The organism is Streptomyces sp. NPDC052109 (assembly GCF_040680195.1).
GTDB lineage: Bacteria > Actinomycetota > Actinomycetes > Streptomycetales > Streptomycetaceae > Streptomyces.
On sequence record NZ_JBFAWF010000004.1, the window covers coordinates 397,452 to 414,888 of the forward strand.

The following is a 17,437-nucleotide window of genomic DNA, read 5'->3' on the forward strand; positions in this document are numbered from 1 at the left end:
CGGTACCCGTCTCCAGCCGAACGGCGGAACCACTGCCCGCCGGCACGGCCGACCCGGCCGCTGGTGGGCCTACCGGTGTTCGGGGTTCTCGTAGTCGCGGCGGCAGCCGGCGTCCCAGGCGGTGCGCTGGTTGCCGTAGGCGGGGATGCCGCCGAGGTCCTTCAGCGCCCGGGCGAGGTGGAGCAGGTTCCAGGTCATGAAGGTGGTGTTGCGGTTGGTGAAGTCGTTCTCCGGACCGCCCGAACCGGGATCGAGGTAGGAGGGGCCGGGGCCGGCCGCGCCGATCCAGCCGGCGTCCGCCTGCGGAGGGATGGTGTAGCCCAGGTGCTGCAGGCTGTAGAGGACGTTCATGGCGCAGTGCTTGACGCCGTCCTCGTTGCCGGTGATCAGGCAGCCGCCGACGCGGCCGTAATAGGCGTACTGTCCGGCGTCGTTGAGCAGGCTGGAGCAGGCGTAGAGGCGTTCGATCACCTGCTTCATCACGGAGCTGTTGTCCCCGAGCCAGATGGGTCCGGCCAGGACGAGGATGTCGGCTGCCAGGACCTGCTGGTAGAGGTCCGGCCAGGCGTCCGTCTGCCAGCCGTGCTCCCGCATGTCGGGCCACACCCCGGTGGCGATGTCGTGGTCCACGGCCCGGACGACGTCGACGTGTACCGCCTGGGCGTCCAGGATGGCGGTGCTCCGGTCGATCAGCCCCTGCGTGTTGCTCGTCTCCGGCGAGCGCTTCAAGGTGCAGTTGATCACCAGAGTACGCAGGTCGTCGTAGCGAGCCGGGGGTGCGTCGGTGGCGGGCGACGAAGCGGTCACACAGGCCTCCCAGAGCCCTCCGCGCAGCACGATGCTCGGCGGCGCATGTCCATGTCCGGCTCCAGCGTGCGGGCCGACCGCGGCCGCCGCCACCCCGACGCCGCCGAACGGCCCCGGCGTGCTTGAGGCATCGGTGTCCTTCACGGCCGCCTCCGTCGGCGGCGGATGAGGGCCGGGGGTGTGGAGTACGTCTTCGGGGTTCCCGGCGAGGAGAACATCCGCTTCGCCGACGCGCTGAACGGCTCCGCCGTGAACGAGGCGGCCCGCTCGCATCCCCCTCTCACCCCCGCAGTCGAGCCACCCATGCGGCCGGAGCGTCAAATGCGCGTCACCGTCTCCGGCCGCATCAACCCGGCATCGGCGCCGGATCGTGTCAGCGTCGGCGCTGGTCGACTCGCAGCTCGAAGTCGCCGTAGCTGTTGTCGGCGGGGTTGACGGTCACCCCGGGTGCCACGATCTCGTCGATGCGGTCGAGGATGTCGGCCGGGAGCGTGACGTCGGCGGCGGGCAGGAAGGCTTCCAGTTGCTCCATGGTGCGCGGGCCGATGATCGCCGAGGTGACGCCGGGGTGGTTGATGACGAAGGCGACGGCCAGCTCGATCAGGGTCAGGCCCGCCTTCTCCGCCAGGACCGCGAGCTGTTCCACGGCGTCGAGCTTGCGCTGGTTGGCCGGGCTGCTCAGGTCGAAGCGGGCCTGCGGGCGCGCCGCGGAGGCCGGTCCGGAGGTGTTGTCCTTGCGGTAGCGGCCGGAGAGCCAGCCGCCGGCCAGGGGGCTGTAGGTGAGCGTGCCCATGCCGTGGCGGCGCACCGTGGGCAGGACGTCCTCCTCGATGCCGCGGACCAGGATCGAGTACGGCGGCTGTTCGGTCACGAACCGCTCGAGGCGGCGCTCCCGGGAGACCCACTGGGCCTCGACGATCTGGGAGCCGGAGTAGGACGAGGAGCCGATGTACCGGACCTTCCCCTGGTGGACGAGGTCGGAGAGGGCGCCGAGGGTCTCGTCGACGTCGGTGTCCGGGCTGGGGCGGTGCACCTGGTAGAGGTCGATGTGGTCGGTGCCGAGGCGGCGCAGGGAGTTCTCGACCGCACGCATGATCCAGCGCCGCGAGCCGCCGCGCTGGTTGGGGTCGTCCCGGTCCATCGGCATGAAGAACTTGGTCGCGAGGAACACCTCCTCGCGCCGGCCCTCGATCGCCTTGCCGACGATCTCCTCCGAGACGCCGCCGGAGTACACGTCCGCGGTGTCGACGAAGTTGACGCCCGCGTCGAGGGCTCGGTGGATGATCCGTACCGAGTCGGTTTCGTCCTCGTTGCCCCAGGGGCCGAACATCATCGCGCCCAGGCAGAGCGGGCTGACCTGGACGCCGGTGCGGCCGAGCGGTCGGTACTGCATGAATCTGTTCTCCTCGTCCGTGTGGTCAGTCGTTCCCGGAGGGGACGACTGTGCCGGTGCTCGCCCAGCTGGCGAGGAGGCCGAGGGCCTCCTGCTGTCGCGAGTCCGGTTCGGGGGTGTAGAAGTTGATGCGGAGGCCGGGGTCGGACGGCAGGTCCATCGCCTCGTAGGGCAGCGCCAGATCGCCGACCAGCGGGTGGTGCAGGTTCTTCACGCCGGAGCGGTGGAACTTCACGTCGTGGCGGGCCCACAGACGTGCGAAGTCGTCGCTTCTCGTCGTCAGCTCTCCGATGAGGTCGGTCAGCGCCTTGTCGTGCGGTGTCCGGCCCGTCTCGGTGCGCAGGAAGGCGACCGCGTCGTCGGCCCCCTTGTCCCAGTCGGCCCAGAAATCCTTGCTGGCCGGGTCCAGGAACATGAAGCGTGCGCTGTTGACCGGCCCCCGCTGGGCGAACAGGGGGGAGTCGAAGACCGGTGCGTAGAGCGCGCGGCCGAGCGTGTTGGCGGCCACGATGTCGAACCGGGCATTGCGCACGAACGCCGGGACGCCGGTCATGGAGTCGAGCAGCCTGAGGATCGTGGGCCGCACCCGGGACGAGGTCACCGCGGGACGCCTGCCCGAGGGAGTGGACGCCCGGGCCAGGTCGTAGAGGTGCGTGCGCTCGGCCTCGTTCAGCTGCAGTGCGTGCGCGAGGGCTTCGAGAACCGAGTCGGAGGCGCCGCTGAGATTGCCGCGCTCCAGCCGGACGTAGTAGTCCACGCTCATGCCCGCGAGCAGGGCGACCTCCTCACGGCGCAGGCCCGCGACGCGGCGGTTCCCGCCGTAGACCGGCAGCCCGGCCTGCTCCGGGGTGATGCGTGCCCGCCGGGTGCCGAGGAACTCGCGGACCTCGGCGGCCAGGTTCTTCCTGTCCGTTCCGGCCATGGTCAGACTCCGAGCGGGTGTTCCGCGATGCCGTCGGAGGACGTGACCCTGGACCGGCAGGCGTGGGACGTGAGGTGGGTGTGGGCTTCAGCGGGGGCCAGGGGCACGGGGGGCTCCTCTTGATCGGCGTGGATCGAGTGCCGGCCCTTTCACGGTAGGTCCGTCGCCGCAGACCTGGGAGGTACTGCCGTTACCTGGAAGAGCGGTGACTCCCACCCGCGTGCCTGCGCGCGGTTCGCTGGAGGAGACCCGGGCCGGACATGCCGAGCCCGGGTCCGAACCAGGAACCGACCTGAAGGAGGACGCGTGCGCGCAGCACTCATGTACGCAGCCGGCGATGTCCGGGTCGGGCACGTCGCCGACCCGATCCTCAAGGAACCCACCGACGCGCTGGTCCGCATCACCACGGCCTGCGTCTGCGGCAGCGACCTGCACCCCTATCGCTCGATGGCCGGCTCCGACGCCCCCGTCCGCATGGGCCACGAGTTCATCGGCGTGGTCGAAGCGACCGGCAGCCACGTGAGGACGGTGAAGAAGGGCGACCTGGCCGTCGCCCCGTTCGCCTACTCGGACGGTACCTGTGAGCACTGCCGGGCCGGGCTGCAGACCTCCTGCGTGCACGGCGGGTTCTGGGCCCGGAACGGCATCGACGGCGGCCAGGGCGAGGCGGCCCGCGTGCCACTGGCCGACGGCACCCTCGTCCAGCTCCCGGTCACAGCCGACGACGCCCTCATCCCCTCCCTGCTCACCCTGTCCGACATGCTCGGCACCGGCCACCACGCCGCCGTCCGCGGCGGCGTGCGACAGGGCAGCACCGTCACGGTGGTCGGGGACGGCGCCGTCGGCCTGCTCGCCGTACTCGCCGCCAAGCGGCTCGGCGCCGAGCAGATCGTCCTCACGGGCCGGCACACCGCCCGCACCGACCTCGGCCGTGCGTTCGGCGCCACGGACGTGGTCGCCGAACGCGGAGCGGAGGGCATCGAGAAGGTACGTGAGCTCATCGGCGGCGGCAGCCCCATCGTCCTCGAAGCGGTCGGACACCGGCCCGCCTACGAGCAGGCGTACGGAGTGGTCCGCCCGAGCGGCACCATCAGCCGCGTGGGCGCGCCCCAGTACGAGGAAGCCCCGATCGGCTTCGGCAGCCTCTTCGGCCACGACGTCACCCTGACCGGAGGCCCCGCCCCGGCCCGCGCCTACATCGACGAGCTCCTCCCCGACATCGTGGAGGGCCGTATCGCACCCGGCCGGGTCTTCGACCGCACCGTCGACCTCGACGAGGTCCCCGACGGCTACCGGGCGAGGGACACACGCGAGGCGCTGAAGGTGCTGGTGCGGCCGGGAACAGGCAAGCTGTGATCAGCACGGTGAACATCCCCGCGTGTGTGGGCGCCACCTCGTCCGCCGCCCGGGCGATCACCGGAACCGACGCCGAGGAACCGCCGATGACGGTGCCGGCCGCGCGGTTCCTGCCCGGGGCCGAGCGCCGGCGAGGCCGCTTCGACGCCGCCGGGGCGCTGCTGGCGACGCCGGCCTCGACCGCGCTGGTGTTCGGCATCGTGGACGCGGCCGGCCTCGGCTGGACCGCCCCCGCCACCGTGATGCCGCAGGTGGCGGGCGTGGTGATGCTTGGGCTGTTCGTCCGCGTGGAGCGGCGGGCCGCGCAGCCGATCGTGCCGCTGCGGCTGTTCGCCGGCCGGGAGCGCACTGGTGCCTACGTCACCCGGATGCTCCACATGGGCGGGATGATGGGCTTCTTCTTCACCGCGCAGTTCGTGCAGAGCGTCTACCACTGGACCCCGCTGCGGGCGGGTCTGTCCTTCCTGCCGATGACGCTGGTCACCTTCGTCTTCGCCGTCCAGGTGCCCCGGCTGCTGGAGCGGGCCCCACGGCCGCTGGTGCTCCTGACCGAGATTGTCCCGACCACGGTGGGCATGGTGTGGCTCAGCCTCCTTGACCTGCACACCCCCTACCCGACCGGGGTGGCGCTGCCCATGGTGCTGATGGGCGCGGGCCAGGGCCTGACGCTGGCCCCGCTGACCTCCAGCGGCGTCGAGGGCGTCGCCCCCGCCGACGCGGGAGCCGCCTCGGGCCTGGTGAACACCGTCCACCAGATCGGCAGCGCGCTGGGCCTGAGCATCCTGACCGCTGTCGCCGCGGCCGTCTTCACCGGCCACACGGCCGCAGACATCGCGGCTCGCTCGGGCACCGCCCTGACCGGGTCCGCCGTCCTGCTCGCGCTGGCCGTCCCGGCCGTCGCCACCCTCATCGTGCCCGCACGGGCCACCCGCAACGAAAGGTCCCTCCGATGCAGACCCTCATCCTCAACAACGGCATCGAGATGCCCGCCCTCGGGCTCGGGGTCTTCCAGACCCCGCCGGACGAGACCAGGGCCGCTGTCGCTGCCGCGCTCGACCTCGGCTACCGGCACATCGACACCGCCGCCGCGTACGGCAACGAGCGCGAGGCCGGCCAGGCCATCCGCGATTCCGCGGTGCCCCGCGACGACGTCTTCGTCGAGACCAAGATCTGGATCAGTGACTACGGCTACGACGAGACCCTCCACGGCTTCGACAAGAGCGCCGCGAAGCTCGGCGTCGACCGGATCGACCTGCTGATCCTGCACCAGGCTCTGCCATCCGAGTTCGGCAAGACCCTCGCTGCCTACCGCGCGCTGGAGAAGCTCCTGGCCGACGGCAAGGTCCGCGCCATCGGCGTCAGCAACTTCATGGTCGACCACCTGACCATGCTGCTCGACGCCACCTCCGTCGTCCCCGCCGTCAACCAGCTGGAGATCCACCCCTACTTCCAGCAGCGCGCCGTCCTGGACTTGGACGACGAGCACGGCATCCTCAACCAGGCCTGGTCCCCCATCGGAGGGATCACCTTCTACCCGGGCTACGGCGAGAACCGCCGAAGCGTCCCCCAGGACCCGGTCGTCACCCGCATCGCCCAGACCCACGGCAAGAGCCCGGCCCAGGTCCTGCTCCGCTGGGGCATCCAGCAGGGCCGCTCGGTCATTCCCAAGTCGACCAAGCCCGCACGCATCGCCGAGAACATCGACGTCTTCGACTTCGACCTCACCGCCGACGAGCTGACCGCCCTGGACGCGCTGGAGACCGGCCGGCGCGGCGGCCCCGAACCCGAGGACGTCACCCTCGCCCGCTACGGCCGCGCCATCCCCGAAGCGTGACCGGACCCTCCGGACGTCCGACCTCGCGGAAGGAGAGCTCCCCGGCGTCGTCGAGGAGACCGGCGCCGAGGTACGCACCCTCGAACCCGGTGACGTCGTCGTGGACCTCTTCGTCTGGACCGAAAACACCGGCGCGCCCTGCCCACACGCCTGGCACTCCGGCAGAACGAGCGTCAGGCGAGCGTCCGACCACGGTGAACCGCCGGGTCCAGGACGTTCACGTGGTGCTGAGCATGCCTTCGCGCAGCCGGGTCAGGAGGCGGGTGATCAGGCGGGAGACGTGCATCTGGGAAACTCCCAGGCGTTCGCCGATCTGGGCCTGGGTCAGTTCCTCCACGAAGCGCCAGTGGATGATCTTGCGGTCTCGTTCGTCCAGTTCGGCGATCAGCGGGGCGAGGGCGTGGAAGTCCTCGACCAGTTCCAGCGCCGTGTCCTCGGTCCCGATGAAGTCCTGGAGCGCGGTCTCGCCGTCCTCACCCCCGCCGATCGCCGCGTCCAGGGAGGCCGAGTTGTAGCCGTTGGAGGCCAGCTGGGCCTCGACCACCTCGTCCTCGGGGAGGGACATCAGCTCGGACAGTTCCTTGGTGGTCGGCGTGCGGCCCAGCCGGCTGCGCAGTTCCTCGGTGGCGCGGGCGAGCTGGACGCGGGCCTCCTGCAGCCGCCGCGGCACGTGCACCGCCCAGGAGGTGTCCCGGAAGAACCGCTTGATCTCACCGACGATGTAGGGCACGGCGAAGGAGGTGAACTCCACCTCGCGGGACAGCTCGAACCGGTCGATCGCCTTGATCAGCCCGATCATGCCGACCTGGACGATGTCCTCCATCTCCTCCGGCCCGCGGCTGCGGAACCGGCCGGCCGCGAAGCGGACCAGGGACATGTTCATCTCGATCAGCGTGTTGCGCGCGTACTGGTACTCCGGCGTGCCCTCCTCCAGCCGTGCCAGCTGATCGAAGAACAGCTTCGACAACTCCCGGGCGTCCGTCGGCGCGACCTTGGCCGGGTCCGCAATCTCCGGAACGTCCATTGCCCTCTCGGCAGTCCGCACGGCCGTCGTCGGCATCATCAGGTACCCCTCCCGGTCGCTCAGCATCGCCGTCGCCGGTCCAGCGTCCGGCAAGCACGCGCATACCCCGGCCGCCGACCGGTATTCCCCGGGTGTCGTCAGTTCCCGCTCGGCTCTCCGTGGCTCCGTACGACCTCCTTCACCTTGGCCACCGCGAACCCCCAGCCCTGCTCGACGGTCGGCTTGGCCGGCACGGCGATCTCGTCCGGGTTGGTGAGGACGTCGAGCAGCACCGGGCCCGGACTGCGGAAGGCACGTCGCACGGCGCTCTCCACGTCGGCCGGGTCCGTCACACGGATGCCGGTGATGCCCATGGCCTCGGCCACGGCGGCGAAGTCGGGGTTGTCGAGCACCGTGCCGAACTCGGGCAGGCCGGCCTGCTCCTGTTCGAGTTTCACCATGCCCAGCCGGCGGTTGTCGAAGACGACGAGCTTGACGGGGAGTCGGTACGTCTTCAAGGTCATGAGGTCGCCCAGGAGCATGCTCAGTCCGCCGTCACCGCAGAACGCGACGACCTGTCGTTCGCGGTCCACGCACTGGGCGCCCAGCGCCTGAGGCATGGCGTTGGCCATCGAGCCGAGGTTGTAGGAGCCGATGAGGCGTCGCTCGCCGCGCATTTCGACGAAGCGTGAGAGCCATACCGTGGCCATGCCCGTGTCGGAAGTGAAGACGGCGTCCTCCGCCGCGGCACGGTCGACGGCTGCAGCCAGGGTCTCCGGACGGATGTCGTGGCCGCGGTTGTCCAGTGCGGAGCGGATGCGGCCCACCAGCCCCTTGTCGTGCGAGGGGTCGGCGAGCCGGGCCTGACCGGAGCGCCACTGGTCGAAGCGTTCGCGTGCCTTCTCCAGGTGCGAGCGGTCTCGCGCGCCGTCGGACCCGGCGGGCGCGGCGGCGAGGTGGCCCAGGAGGTCGAGTACGGTGGCCCCGGTGTCGCCCACGAGCCCGACGTCGACCGGTACGCGGCGTCCGATGTGGGTGGCCTCGGTATCGACCTGGATCACGGTCCGGCCCTCGGGATACCAGTCTCGGTAGGGGAAGTCCGTACCGAGCAGCAGGAGAGTGTCCGCGTCCTGGAGGGCCGCCGCCGCGGCGGGGTTGCCGATCAGCCCTGTCTGCCCCACCTGGAAGGGGTTGGTCTCGCCCTCGAAACCGGCCTTGGCCTTCAGTGTGAGCACCATGGGCGCGGCCAGGCGGTCGGCGAGGGTGAGGACGTCCTGGCGGGCGGTCCGGGCTCCCTCACCGACGAGCAGGGTGACGCGCTCGGAACGGTCGAGGAGTTCGGCGGCGCGGCGCACGGCGGACTCCTCCGGCCGGCTCACGGGAGTGTGCAGGGAGAACCGTGGCTGCCGGTCGGCGGTCAGTTCGCGCTCGCCCAGATCGCCGGGCACGGTGAGGACGGCAACGCCCTTGCGGCCCAGTGCGTGGCGCACCGCCGTCTCCAGCATCTGCGGCAGCTGGTCGGGCGAGGTGACGGTCGCACGGAAGACGGCCACGTCGCTGAAGAGGGCGTCGTTGTCGACCTCCTGGAAGTAGTCGCTGCCGATTTCCGCGAGCGGCACCTGTCCGGCGATCGCCAGGACCGGGGCGTGACTCTTGGCCGCGTCGTACAGCCCGTTGAGCAGGTGCACCGATCCGGGTCCGACCGTGCCCATGCAGACGCCGAGGGTTCCGGTCAGCTGTGACTGCGCGCTCGCGGCGAAGGCCGCCGCCTCCTCGTGCCGGCACCCCACCCAGTCCAGCCCCTCGGTGGTGCGGATGGCGTCCGTCAGGGGGTTGAGGGCGTCTCCCACGACGCCGAACACCTGGCGCACGCCAAGCTCGCTCAGCGCGTCCACGATGACGCGGGCAACGGTACGGGCCACGTGATTCCTCCAGGTCATACGGTGAAACGGTCGGGGTCGGCGGCCTTCCAGTCGGCCGCCCAGGAAGCCGGCGGCTCGGCGAGCAACTGCCCTGGCCCGAGCCATTCGTAGAGCTCCTCGTAGGAGCGTTCGGTGAGGGGGTCGATGCGCCGGCGGAGCATGTGGGGGCGCAACTGTGCGGGGTCGGTGACGCCCATGGACGCCATGATCTGCAGTGCGCCGGCCACGGTCGCTTGCTGGAAGCGCTGCACGCGCAGCGTCTTGTCCCGCACGTCCAGGGCACGGGCCCGACGGGGGTCCTGGGTCGTGACGCCGGTGGGGCAGGTGTTGGTATGGCACCTCTGCGCCTGGATGCAGCCGACGGCGAACATCATCGCCCGCGCGGCGTTGCCGTAGTCGGCGCCCTGCACCATGCGCTTGACGAGATCGGCACCGGTGGCGATCTTGCCGCTCGCCCCGATCCTGACCCGGTCGCGCAGGCCCACGCCCACGAGCGCGTTGTGCACGGTGAGCAGACCTTCGGTGAGCGGGGTGCCCACATGGTCCGCGAACTCCAGCGGCGCCGCACCGGTCCCGCCCTCGGCGCCGTCCACCACGATGAAGTCAGGCGCCGTGCCCTCCTCCAGCATGGCCTTGCACACAGCCAGGAACTGCCGGCGCGAGCCCACACACAGCTTGAAACCGGCAGGCTTCCCACCGGACAACTCACGCATGCGGGCGATGAAGCGCACGAGTTCGCGCGGCGTGGAGAACACCCGGTGATACGGCGGGGAGACGACCGTGCGTCCTTCGGGCACGTCCCGGACCCGGGCGATCTCGGCGTTCACCTTGGCTCCCGGCAGGACACCTCCGATGCCCGGCTTGGCGCCCTGCGAGAGTTTCAGGGACACGCATTTCACATGGTCGTGCCCCGCCTTGTCGGAGAACTCGGCGGGGTCGAAGTCGCCGTCGCGCGTGCGGCAGCCGAAGTATCCGGTGCCGATCTCCCACACGAGGTCGCCGCCAGGGCGCAGGTGGTACTCCGACAGCCCGCCCTCGCCGGTGTCGTGGGCGAAACGCCCGGCCGCCGCGCCGCCGTTGAGGGCCAGGATCGCGTTGGCCGACAGCGAGCCGAAGCTCATGGCCGACACGTTCAACAGTGCCATGTCGTACGGACGGCGGCAGTCCGGACCGCCGATCCGCACGCGCGGCGGGTCCTCCGGCACCGGACGGGGCGCCATCGAGGGGACCAGAAACTCGTATCCGGCCTGGTACACGTCCCGTTCGGTGCCGTACGGCTCCTCCGCGTCGGTGCCCTTGGCACGCTCGTAGACGATGCTGCGTACGTCGCGGTCGAAGGGGCGGCCGTCGAAGTTCCGCTCGATGAAGTACTGCTGCAGCTCCGGACGCAGGCGCTCCATGAGGAAACGGGCATGGCCGAGGACGGGATAGTTGCGCAACACCGAATGCCGGCGTTGCAGCAGATCCCACGCGCCCAGCAGACCCAGCAGCATCACCGGCACGGCGGCGAGCAACCACCAGGCGGAGATCCAGGCCGCTGCCAGGGACTCCAGGACGCCTGCGACGAGAGTCAGGACGACGATTGCGATGCGTGTCACCACTTGCTGATTGCCGTGCGATCGCTCTCCAGTCCTGCGACTACGTCAAGAGCCCTCCAAGCACCGCGGACGGCCCTGCCCGCACGGCCCAGGTCTCAGGGCGGGCATGCGACCCCGGTGTGGGAGCGGACGGTGAGGGCGCAGACGATCAAGGCGAGCGCGGCGCAGGCGAGGGTGACCAGCCCGAGCGGGAGGACGGTGCCCGCGCCGGAGGCCGACGAGCGGGGCGGCGAGCCCGCCGGACCCGGAGCGCGCCATGCCCGGCAGCGAGGAGGCGCTGCCCGCGATCTCGGGGTGGTGCGCGAGGGCGAGCGAGGTGGAGGGGGCGTTGAGGGAGGCGCCGGGCAGGCGCCGATCCACTGACCTTCCGACGAGTTCCGAGGCGGTTGGCGACGCTCGTTCGAATCCCGCGTTCCGACGAAAACGGTTCAGTGTCCCTTTACGACAGGCAAGGGTCGCGAGCGTCGCGACCGACGGAATCCTACGGACGACACGGCCAGACACCATCCGACATCAGATCGGAAGGTCGTCGGGCAGCATCATGCAGAACGCCTACCCGCCCCTGCCGTAGTCCTCTGAGACGGTGAGTGCGCGCCGGGGCCGGTCCCTGAAGGACCGACCGCGGCGGAGGCGTCGGGACCAACCGGTGACCGCCGATGCGCGAGACGGACTGACTGGTGGAAGCCGATCCAAGGCAGTCCGGCGGGAACCGTTCCGAGGCTGGTGGGCTGGTGGACCGCGGACCTTCTTCCTCGGCCGCAGCGAGCGCCGCCACCTGGCCTGGTCGAACCGCTCGTGGAGAGCGGCCGGTCGCGGCCGCTCGTCGCCGGGGGCACGAGCCGGTTACCGCGACTGCGGTCCTGAAGCTACGACGTTGTTCTGCGACTGCCAACGAGAAGGCGAAGGCGAAGACCGGGCAGGCCAAGGGCAAGACCGAGGAGAGCACCGGGGACGCCCGCGAAGCCGAGGAAAAGGGCGAGGACGCTTTCAAGCACTGACCTACGCGCGTTGGTCCATCACCGTCGATCTCCTGCTCCGGCCGTCGGCGGCTGGCCCAAGAAGGAGTCTTGCCGGTCTACGCCGGAATCGTTTTGCACGCGCGCAGATGATCTCGCCAGGTCTTTCTTGACCGCCTTCGGTACGAGCGTAGGCCCGCAAGCCGGACTGCTGCTCCGCGAGGTCCCCGACCTTCCGGGAGCGCAGGAGCGCCACGGTCGCCACGTCTGCGTCGCCGCGCCGAGTGCCCTCCGCTCGTCTCCGTGTCCACCGGCGCATCGTGCCCGGCTCTGACGGGTCGAGGCCGGGGCGACCATCGCAGAGTGATCAACGAAATCCTGGTCGGAGAGCAAGATTGACATGCCTCGCTGTGCTGCCGGAACGCCGCAAATCCGGGAGAGGAAGTGCCGGGGCGGCTGCCTCAGCCTTGAGCACCGCTGCTCGCGCTGCATGCCGTCCGGCACTCGGCGCCGGCCGCTCCTGGCAGTTCTTCTCAGCCGGCTGCGGGAGACCTTCCGAGGCAGGCGCCTGGTCACCAGGGCGACGGCAGCCGGACAAGGCGGCGAGCGCAGTTCCCACGCCTTGGGGAGCATGCGGGAGGGGACAACAGAGCAGAGGAGATGACAGGAGCAGTAGGGTGAGGGAGGAGCGAGGGAGGAGTAGTGAGAGCGCCGCGCGTACTGCCGACCCTGGACGAGGTCGACACTGGCGATCATGTCTGCCACCTGTTGGATCATACTGATGACGTCATCGACCGCAGCCGGGCTTTCGTCGCGGACGGTGCGTTGCACGGCGACAAGGTCGTGATCGTCGGCCCCGCCCCGCGGGCGGAAAGCGAGTTCGCACCGCATGTACTGGACCCTGCGCGGTTGCAGGGTTCGCTTCTCTCTGCGGTACGTCGGGAGGCGGCCGCTGCCCATCGGGAGGGGTTCCGCTCTCTTCGCGTGCTGCACCATGTCGTGCCCGGCCCTCGCGCGGACCGGAACGGGCAGTGGCTGCGCAGCGAGCTCGATCTCGAGGAGTTCGCCGCCGACACCGGGGCGATGGTGGTCTGCGCCTACAGCGGTGCTGACTGGGACCCGCCGGCTCTGCAGCAGATCAGTTGTGTGCATCCGCATCATCTGGGCAGCCGTCCGGTCTCCCCCGCGTTCCGGGTGTACCGGACCGAGCAGGAAGGCTGGACGGTGACCGGGACCGTCGACAGCGACGGCGCGGTGGCCTTCGGCGCCATCCTGTGCACCCTCGTCGCTCACACGCCGACGGTGCGTCTGCTCTGCCAGACCCTGGAGTTTTTCGATGCCGCCGGGATGAGCGCGCTGGCCGATGCCGCCCGGCACCTTCCGGATCGCAAGGTCATCCTGGAAGGCACGAACGAGACCGTGCGGCTCGCCTGGGAGCTGTCCGGCTTCGCGGTCCCCGACGTTCCGGTGGTGATGACGCCGTGACCTCCTCTTCGTCCGCTCCCCTCGAGGGCACTGGATACCGGCATGAGCTGTATCCGTACTCGGGCAGCGATGAATTCGTCACGGGCGCTTTGGGTTTCATTCAGGAAGCGCTCGACGGTGACGAGGCCGTCGTCGTGGCGGTGCCACAGGAAAAGGCGTCTTTGCTGCGTGCGGAGATCCGTGAGAACGACACCGTGCGCTATGTCGACACCAGCCGGGTGTCGCGTCATCCCGGGCGGCTCATCGCTGCCTGGCAAGAATGGATCAAGGAACACGTCTCGGAGGGGCGGCCCGTCCGCGGGATCGGCGAATCCCCCTGGGACCAGGTCCGCAGTCCTGCCGAGGCCGAGGAACTGCGCTACCACGAGTGGCTGCTCAACAGGGCGTTCGCCCAGGGCCCGGCCTGGTGGCTGCTGTGCCCCTATGACGTCGCACGCGACAAGGCCGCCCTGACCCCGATGGCACGCTGCCACCCCCAGATCCGCAGGGACGGCCGGACGGTGCCGTGCGAGGACTACGACGCGCGCGCACCGTATGCGTTCGCGGCCCTCACCGACCCCTGTGACCCGTACGACGAGTTCCTCTACACCAGCGGCGACCTGCCCGCCCTCCGAGAGAAGATCGCTGCCTGCGCCGAACAGCACGGCCTGACCGGTCGGCGCCTGCGCGAACTGCATCTGGCCGCGACAGAGGTGGCCACCAACAGCATCCGCCACGGCGGCGGACAGGGCGTGCTGCGCACCTGGAGCGAGGAACGACGGCTCATCTGCGAGTTCCGCGACGCCGGCTACCTGGACGACCCACTGGCCGGCCGTACCATGCCGACCGCGATCCAGGTGGGTGGACGCGGGCTGTGGCTCGTCCACCAGCTTTGCGATCTTGTCGAGATCCGGTCCACACCGGACGAAGGGACCACGATCCGCCTGCACACCGAGCTGCCCGGCTAAGCCCGCTGGTGACAACGGTCTGCTCACCGGCCCAGCGCTTGAAGACACGCGTGACCGGAGTCGCCCCAGGGTAGGCGCGGTGGTGTCGACGGGCGGCGACAAACAGAAAGGCGCCGGTGGCACGGGCATAAACGATGGGGATGGGAGTCGGTTGTCGATGCTGAGGGTGCGTGTACGGCACGCGGACGCGACGGTTGTGCGGCTGCCGACGGAGGTGGACTACGGCAACGCTTCCGACATCGGCGCCCAGTGCGAAGACCTGATCAAGGAGGGCGGCGCCACTCTCGTACTCGACGCCTCCGAAGTGCAGTACCTCGACTCCTCAGGCGTCAGCATGATCATCACGCTGTCCCGCGCGCTCGACAACCATGCCGGCACCCTGCGCCTCGCCGCCCTCAGCGACCACTATCAGCAGGTGTGGCGCCTCCTCGGCCTCGGCGCGCTGCTCCCCGTCTTCCCCACAGTGCACGCTGCGCTCGACGGGCGACTCACAGACGCCTGTGCCGATACCTCGGAGTCACTCGACCACGCCTGAAACCAAGACCCGGACAAACGGCATGCGAACGAGCTGCCAACCTCGCTCATCTCGTCTGCGAGCCGCTCGGATCCGCGCCGTCAGTGTCCTACCCGCAGCGCCGGCCGCGATGTGGCCGTCGCGGGTGCCGACGAGGGGTGTGTGGACGCGAGAATCTGCAGCTCACATGGGTTTTCCTGCCTTGGGCACGGGCTGTGAGGCGATCGGAGCGTCAAATGCCCGTCATGACTGACGGGCTTTCTCTCCTCCTCCGGCCGTACACCGGGCTGTCCGCGTTTCTGGTCCCCGTGGCCCTCATGTTGCTGCTCCGGCGGCAGGTCAGTTGCTGAAGGCGCTGCGGGATGCCCGGCGCAGCGCTCCCGCCACCGGGCCGCCCCGGACGCGTCCGGGCGAAACCCGGACGCGATTCGTACGGGCCGCCCCGGTGGGCCGGTGATGAGGCTGGACATCAGGAACGACTCGTCGCCGGGTTTCACCTCGTGCACATCCGCGTCCGACCCCGGACGCCTTCCGGGGTGTGGCTCAGGCGTCGATGATGACGGGGATGATGAGGGGTTTGCGGCGGTGGGTGCGGAACGCCCAGTTCGCCACGGCGCGGGCGAGGAGTTGTTCGAGTTGGCGTGCGTCCCCGACGCCCTCCTCGGCCGCGGTGGCCAGGGTCTTTTCGATGACGGGGACGACCGGCTCGAAGGTGGCCTCGTCGTGGACGAAGCCGCGGGCCAGGAAGTCGGGGGCCTCGGCGAGGGCGCCGGTGTCCGCGTCGACGATCGCCACCACCGTGACCACGCCTTCGGCGGCGAGGGTGAGGCGGTCCTTGAGGGACGCTTCGGTGGCGCCGCCGACTTCCATGCCGTCCACGTAGACGTTGCCGGCGGGGACCTTGCCGGTGATGGAGGCGCGCCCGTCGACGAGGTCGACGACGACGCCGTCCTCGGCGATGACGACCCGTTCGGGGTCGACACCGGTACGGATGGCGAGGTCGGCGTTGGCCCGCAGGTGGCGCCATTCGCCGTGCACGGGCATGACGTTGCGGGGTTTGACGATGTTGTAGCAGTAGACGAGTTCGCCGGCGCTGGCGTGCCCGGAGACGTGCACCTTGGCGTTGCCCTTGTGGACCACGTGGGCGCCCCACCGGGTGAGTCCGTTGATCACCCGGTAGATGGCGTTCTCGTTGCCAGGGATGAGGGAGCTGGCGAGCAGGACGGTGTCGTCCTTGCCGATGCGGATCATGTGGTCGCGGTTGGCCATGCGTGACAGCGCGGCCATGGGTTCGCCCTGGGAGCCGGTGCACACGAGAGTGATCTTGTGGTCCGGGAGCTTCTCCAGCTCCTTCGTGCTCACGACCAGCCCGGAGGGGACCTTCAGATAGCCCAGGTCACGGGCGATGCCCATGTTGCGGACCATCGACCGGCCGACGAAGGCGACCTTGCGGCCGTGCTGGTGGGCGGCGTCCAGGACCTGCTGGATGCGGTGCACGTGGCTGGCGAAGCTGGAGACGATGACCCGGCGCGGCGCGGTGCGCATCACCTGCTCGATCGCCGGGTTCAGCTCACGCTCGGAGGTGGTGAAGCCGGGTACTTCGGCGTTGGTGGAGTCGGTGAGGAACAGGTCCACGCCCTCCTCGCCGAGGCGGGCGAAGGCGCGCAGATCGGTGATGCGGTCGTCGAGAGGGAACTGGTCCATCTTGAAGTCGCCTGTGTGGAGCACCATCCCGGCCCGGGTGCGGATCGCGACCGCGAGGCTGTCGGGGATGGAGTGGTTGACCGCCACGAACTCGCAGTCGAAGGGGCCGAAATGGCGCCGGTCGCCCTCTCGCACCCGCACCGTGCGCGGCCGGATCCCGTGTTCCTTCAGCTTGGCCTCGAGGAAAGCCAGCGTCAGTTTGGAGCCGACGACGGGAATGTCGGACCGCTCGCGCAGCAGGTACGGCACGCCGCCGATGTGGTCCTCGTGGCCGTGCGTGAGTACCACGGCGACGATGTCGTCCAGCCGGTCCCGGATCGAGGTGAAGTCCGGCAGGATCACGTCCACGCCGGGCTGGGTCTCCTCGGGGAACAGCACGCCGCAGTCGACGATGAGCAGCTTGCCCGCGTGCTCGAAGACGGTCATGTTGCGGCCGATCTCACCCAGGCCGCCCAGGGCGATGACCCGCAGCCCTCCTTCAGGCAGGGGAGGGGCGGCTTTCAGATCCGGGTGCGGATGACTCATACGATGACGGTACCCGGAGAACGGGACAGGGTGATCCATTACCTGTGCGATCTCTTCCTCCCGACAGGGTCGGGGCACCACAGCGGGTGTCCGGGGACGACCCGATGACGTCTGCGGCCGGACACGGAGGGGTCAAGGCGGTACCGCCTTCGGTGGTCAGCCGTGCGCCCGGTGGTGCCGCGAAGATCTCGTGCCCCGTGGTGGCCGGCCTCCGCGGACTCCTGGTGCGCCTCGCCGCTGGGCCACTCGGTGTACTGCTGTGGCCGAGTGCCGTCGGCGCTGTGCCGGAAGTGCGCCCGATCTTGCCCCGGGTGCCCGCCGTCCCTCGGCTGGGCGGCGATCACGGCGTCCGTGAAGGCGCGCTGCCACTCACTCCACGACGTCCAAGGCCGCGGTCACCAGGCAGCCGGGCGTGTGAGTCTCGTCGGCCAGGGCGAGACCGAGGTACCGGCGGTATCGAGACTGCCCCGC

General features: G+C 70.0%; 12 protein-coding genes and 1 pseudogene. 6 read left to right on the top strand and 7 right to left on the bottom strand.

All coding sequences use genetic code 11. From position 1 onward, the window contains the following. Nucleotides 1–69 precede the first annotated feature (69 nt). From AB0L59_RS12755 to AB0L59_RS12765, 3 genes are all read right to left on the bottom strand, one after another. Nucleotides 70–807: a flavodoxin family protein gene (locus AB0L59_RS12755; RefSeq protein WP_365582140.1), complete on the bottom strand. Its 738-nt coding sequence runs from the start codon at nucleotides 805–807 to the stop codon at nucleotides 70–72. Nucleotides 808–1,180: 373 nt separating this feature from the next. After that, the gene (locus AB0L59_RS12760) at nucleotides 1,181–2,200 is read right to left on the bottom strand and encodes an aldo/keto reductase (protein ID WP_365582141.1); all 1,020 of its coding nucleotides are present in this window, start codon (nucleotides 2,198–2,200) and stop codon (nucleotides 1,181–1,183) included. Nucleotides 2,201–2,225: 25 nt separating this feature from the next. Beyond that, nucleotides 2,226–3,122, bottom strand: coding sequence for a helix-turn-helix transcriptional regulator (locus tag AB0L59_RS12765; RefSeq protein WP_365582143.1), 897 nt, complete (start codon nucleotides 3,120–3,122; stop codon nucleotides 2,226–2,228). 306 nt (nucleotides 3,123–3,428) lie between these two features. Here AB0L59_RS12765 and AB0L59_RS12770 point away from each other — a divergent pair, with 306 nt between their 5' ends. The 3 genes and pseudogenes from AB0L59_RS12770 (at nucleotide 3,429) to AB0L59_RS12780 (ending at nucleotide 6,312) form a co-directional block, all read left to right on the top strand. Further along, nucleotides 3,429–4,478 carry an alcohol dehydrogenase catalytic domain-containing protein gene (locus AB0L59_RS12770; protein ID WP_365582145.1) on the top strand — a complete coding sequence of 350 codons (1,050 nt, stop codon included), beginning with the start codon at nucleotides 3,429–3,431 and terminating at the stop codon, nucleotides 4,476–4,478. Nucleotides 4,479–4,564: 86 nt separating this feature from the next. Further along, nucleotides 4,565–5,239, top strand: a pseudogene (locus AB0L59_RS12775) (MFS transporter); the annotation flags it as partial. A 188-nt stretch (nucleotides 5,240–5,427) separates the two neighbouring features. Next, entirely contained in the window at nucleotides 5,428–6,312 is an 885-nt protein-coding gene (locus AB0L59_RS12780) for an aldo/keto reductase (RefSeq protein WP_365582147.1), read from the top strand. A 217-nt stretch (nucleotides 6,313–6,529) separates the two neighbouring features. Here the strand turns inward: AB0L59_RS12780 and AB0L59_RS12785 are convergent, their stop codons facing one another. The 3 genes from AB0L59_RS12785 to AB0L59_RS12795 all read right to left on the bottom strand — a co-directional run bounded on the left by AB0L59_RS12785 (nucleotide 6,530) and on the right by AB0L59_RS12795 (nucleotide 10,835). Continuing rightward, entirely contained in the window at nucleotides 6,530–7,375 is an 846-nt protein-coding gene (locus AB0L59_RS12785; protein WP_365582208.1) for an RNA polymerase sigma factor SigF, read from the bottom strand. Nucleotides 7,376–7,473: 98 nt separating this feature from the next. After that, the gene (locus tag AB0L59_RS12790; protein WP_365582149.1) at nucleotides 7,474–9,237 is read right to left on the bottom strand and encodes a thiamine pyrophosphate-dependent enzyme; all 1,764 of its coding nucleotides are present in this window, start codon (nucleotides 9,235–9,237) and stop codon (nucleotides 7,474–7,476) included. A 14-nt stretch (nucleotides 9,238–9,251) separates the two neighbouring features. Continuing rightward, a complete protein-coding gene (locus AB0L59_RS12795) occupies nucleotides 9,252–10,835 on the bottom strand; it encodes an FMN-binding glutamate synthase family protein (protein ID WP_365582151.1) in 1,584 nt (527 codons plus the stop codon). 1,658 nt (nucleotides 10,836–12,493) lie between these two features. Between AB0L59_RS12795 and AB0L59_RS12800 the strand changes: the two genes are divergently transcribed. From AB0L59_RS12800 to AB0L59_RS12810, 3 genes are all read left to right on the top strand, one after another. Then, on the top strand, nucleotides 12,494–13,276 hold the full coding sequence (locus AB0L59_RS12800) for an MEDS domain-containing protein (protein WP_365582152.1): 783 nt from the start codon (nucleotides 12,494–12,496) through the stop codon (nucleotides 13,274–13,276). Then, complete coding sequence (locus AB0L59_RS12805; RefSeq protein ID WP_365582154.1) at nucleotides 13,273–14,223, top strand: sensor histidine kinase; 951 nt, start codon at nucleotides 13,273–13,275, stop codon at nucleotides 14,221–14,223. Before AB0L59_RS12800 ends, AB0L59_RS12805 begins: the two co-directional genes overlap by 4 nt. Before the next feature lie 157 nt (nucleotides 14,224–14,380). Continuing rightward, entirely contained in the window at nucleotides 14,381–14,758 is a 378-nt protein-coding gene (locus AB0L59_RS12810; protein ID WP_365582155.1) for an STAS domain-containing protein, read from the top strand. Between the two features lie 522 nt (nucleotides 14,759–15,280). On the opposite strand, the gene AB0L59_RS12815 is transcribed toward AB0L59_RS12810, so the two are convergent. Beyond that, nucleotides 15,281–16,966: a ribonuclease J gene (locus AB0L59_RS12815; RefSeq protein ID WP_365582157.1), complete on the bottom strand. Its 1,686-nt coding sequence runs from the start codon at nucleotides 16,964–16,966 to the stop codon at nucleotides 15,281–15,283. Nucleotides 16,967–17,437 lie beyond the last annotated feature (471 nt).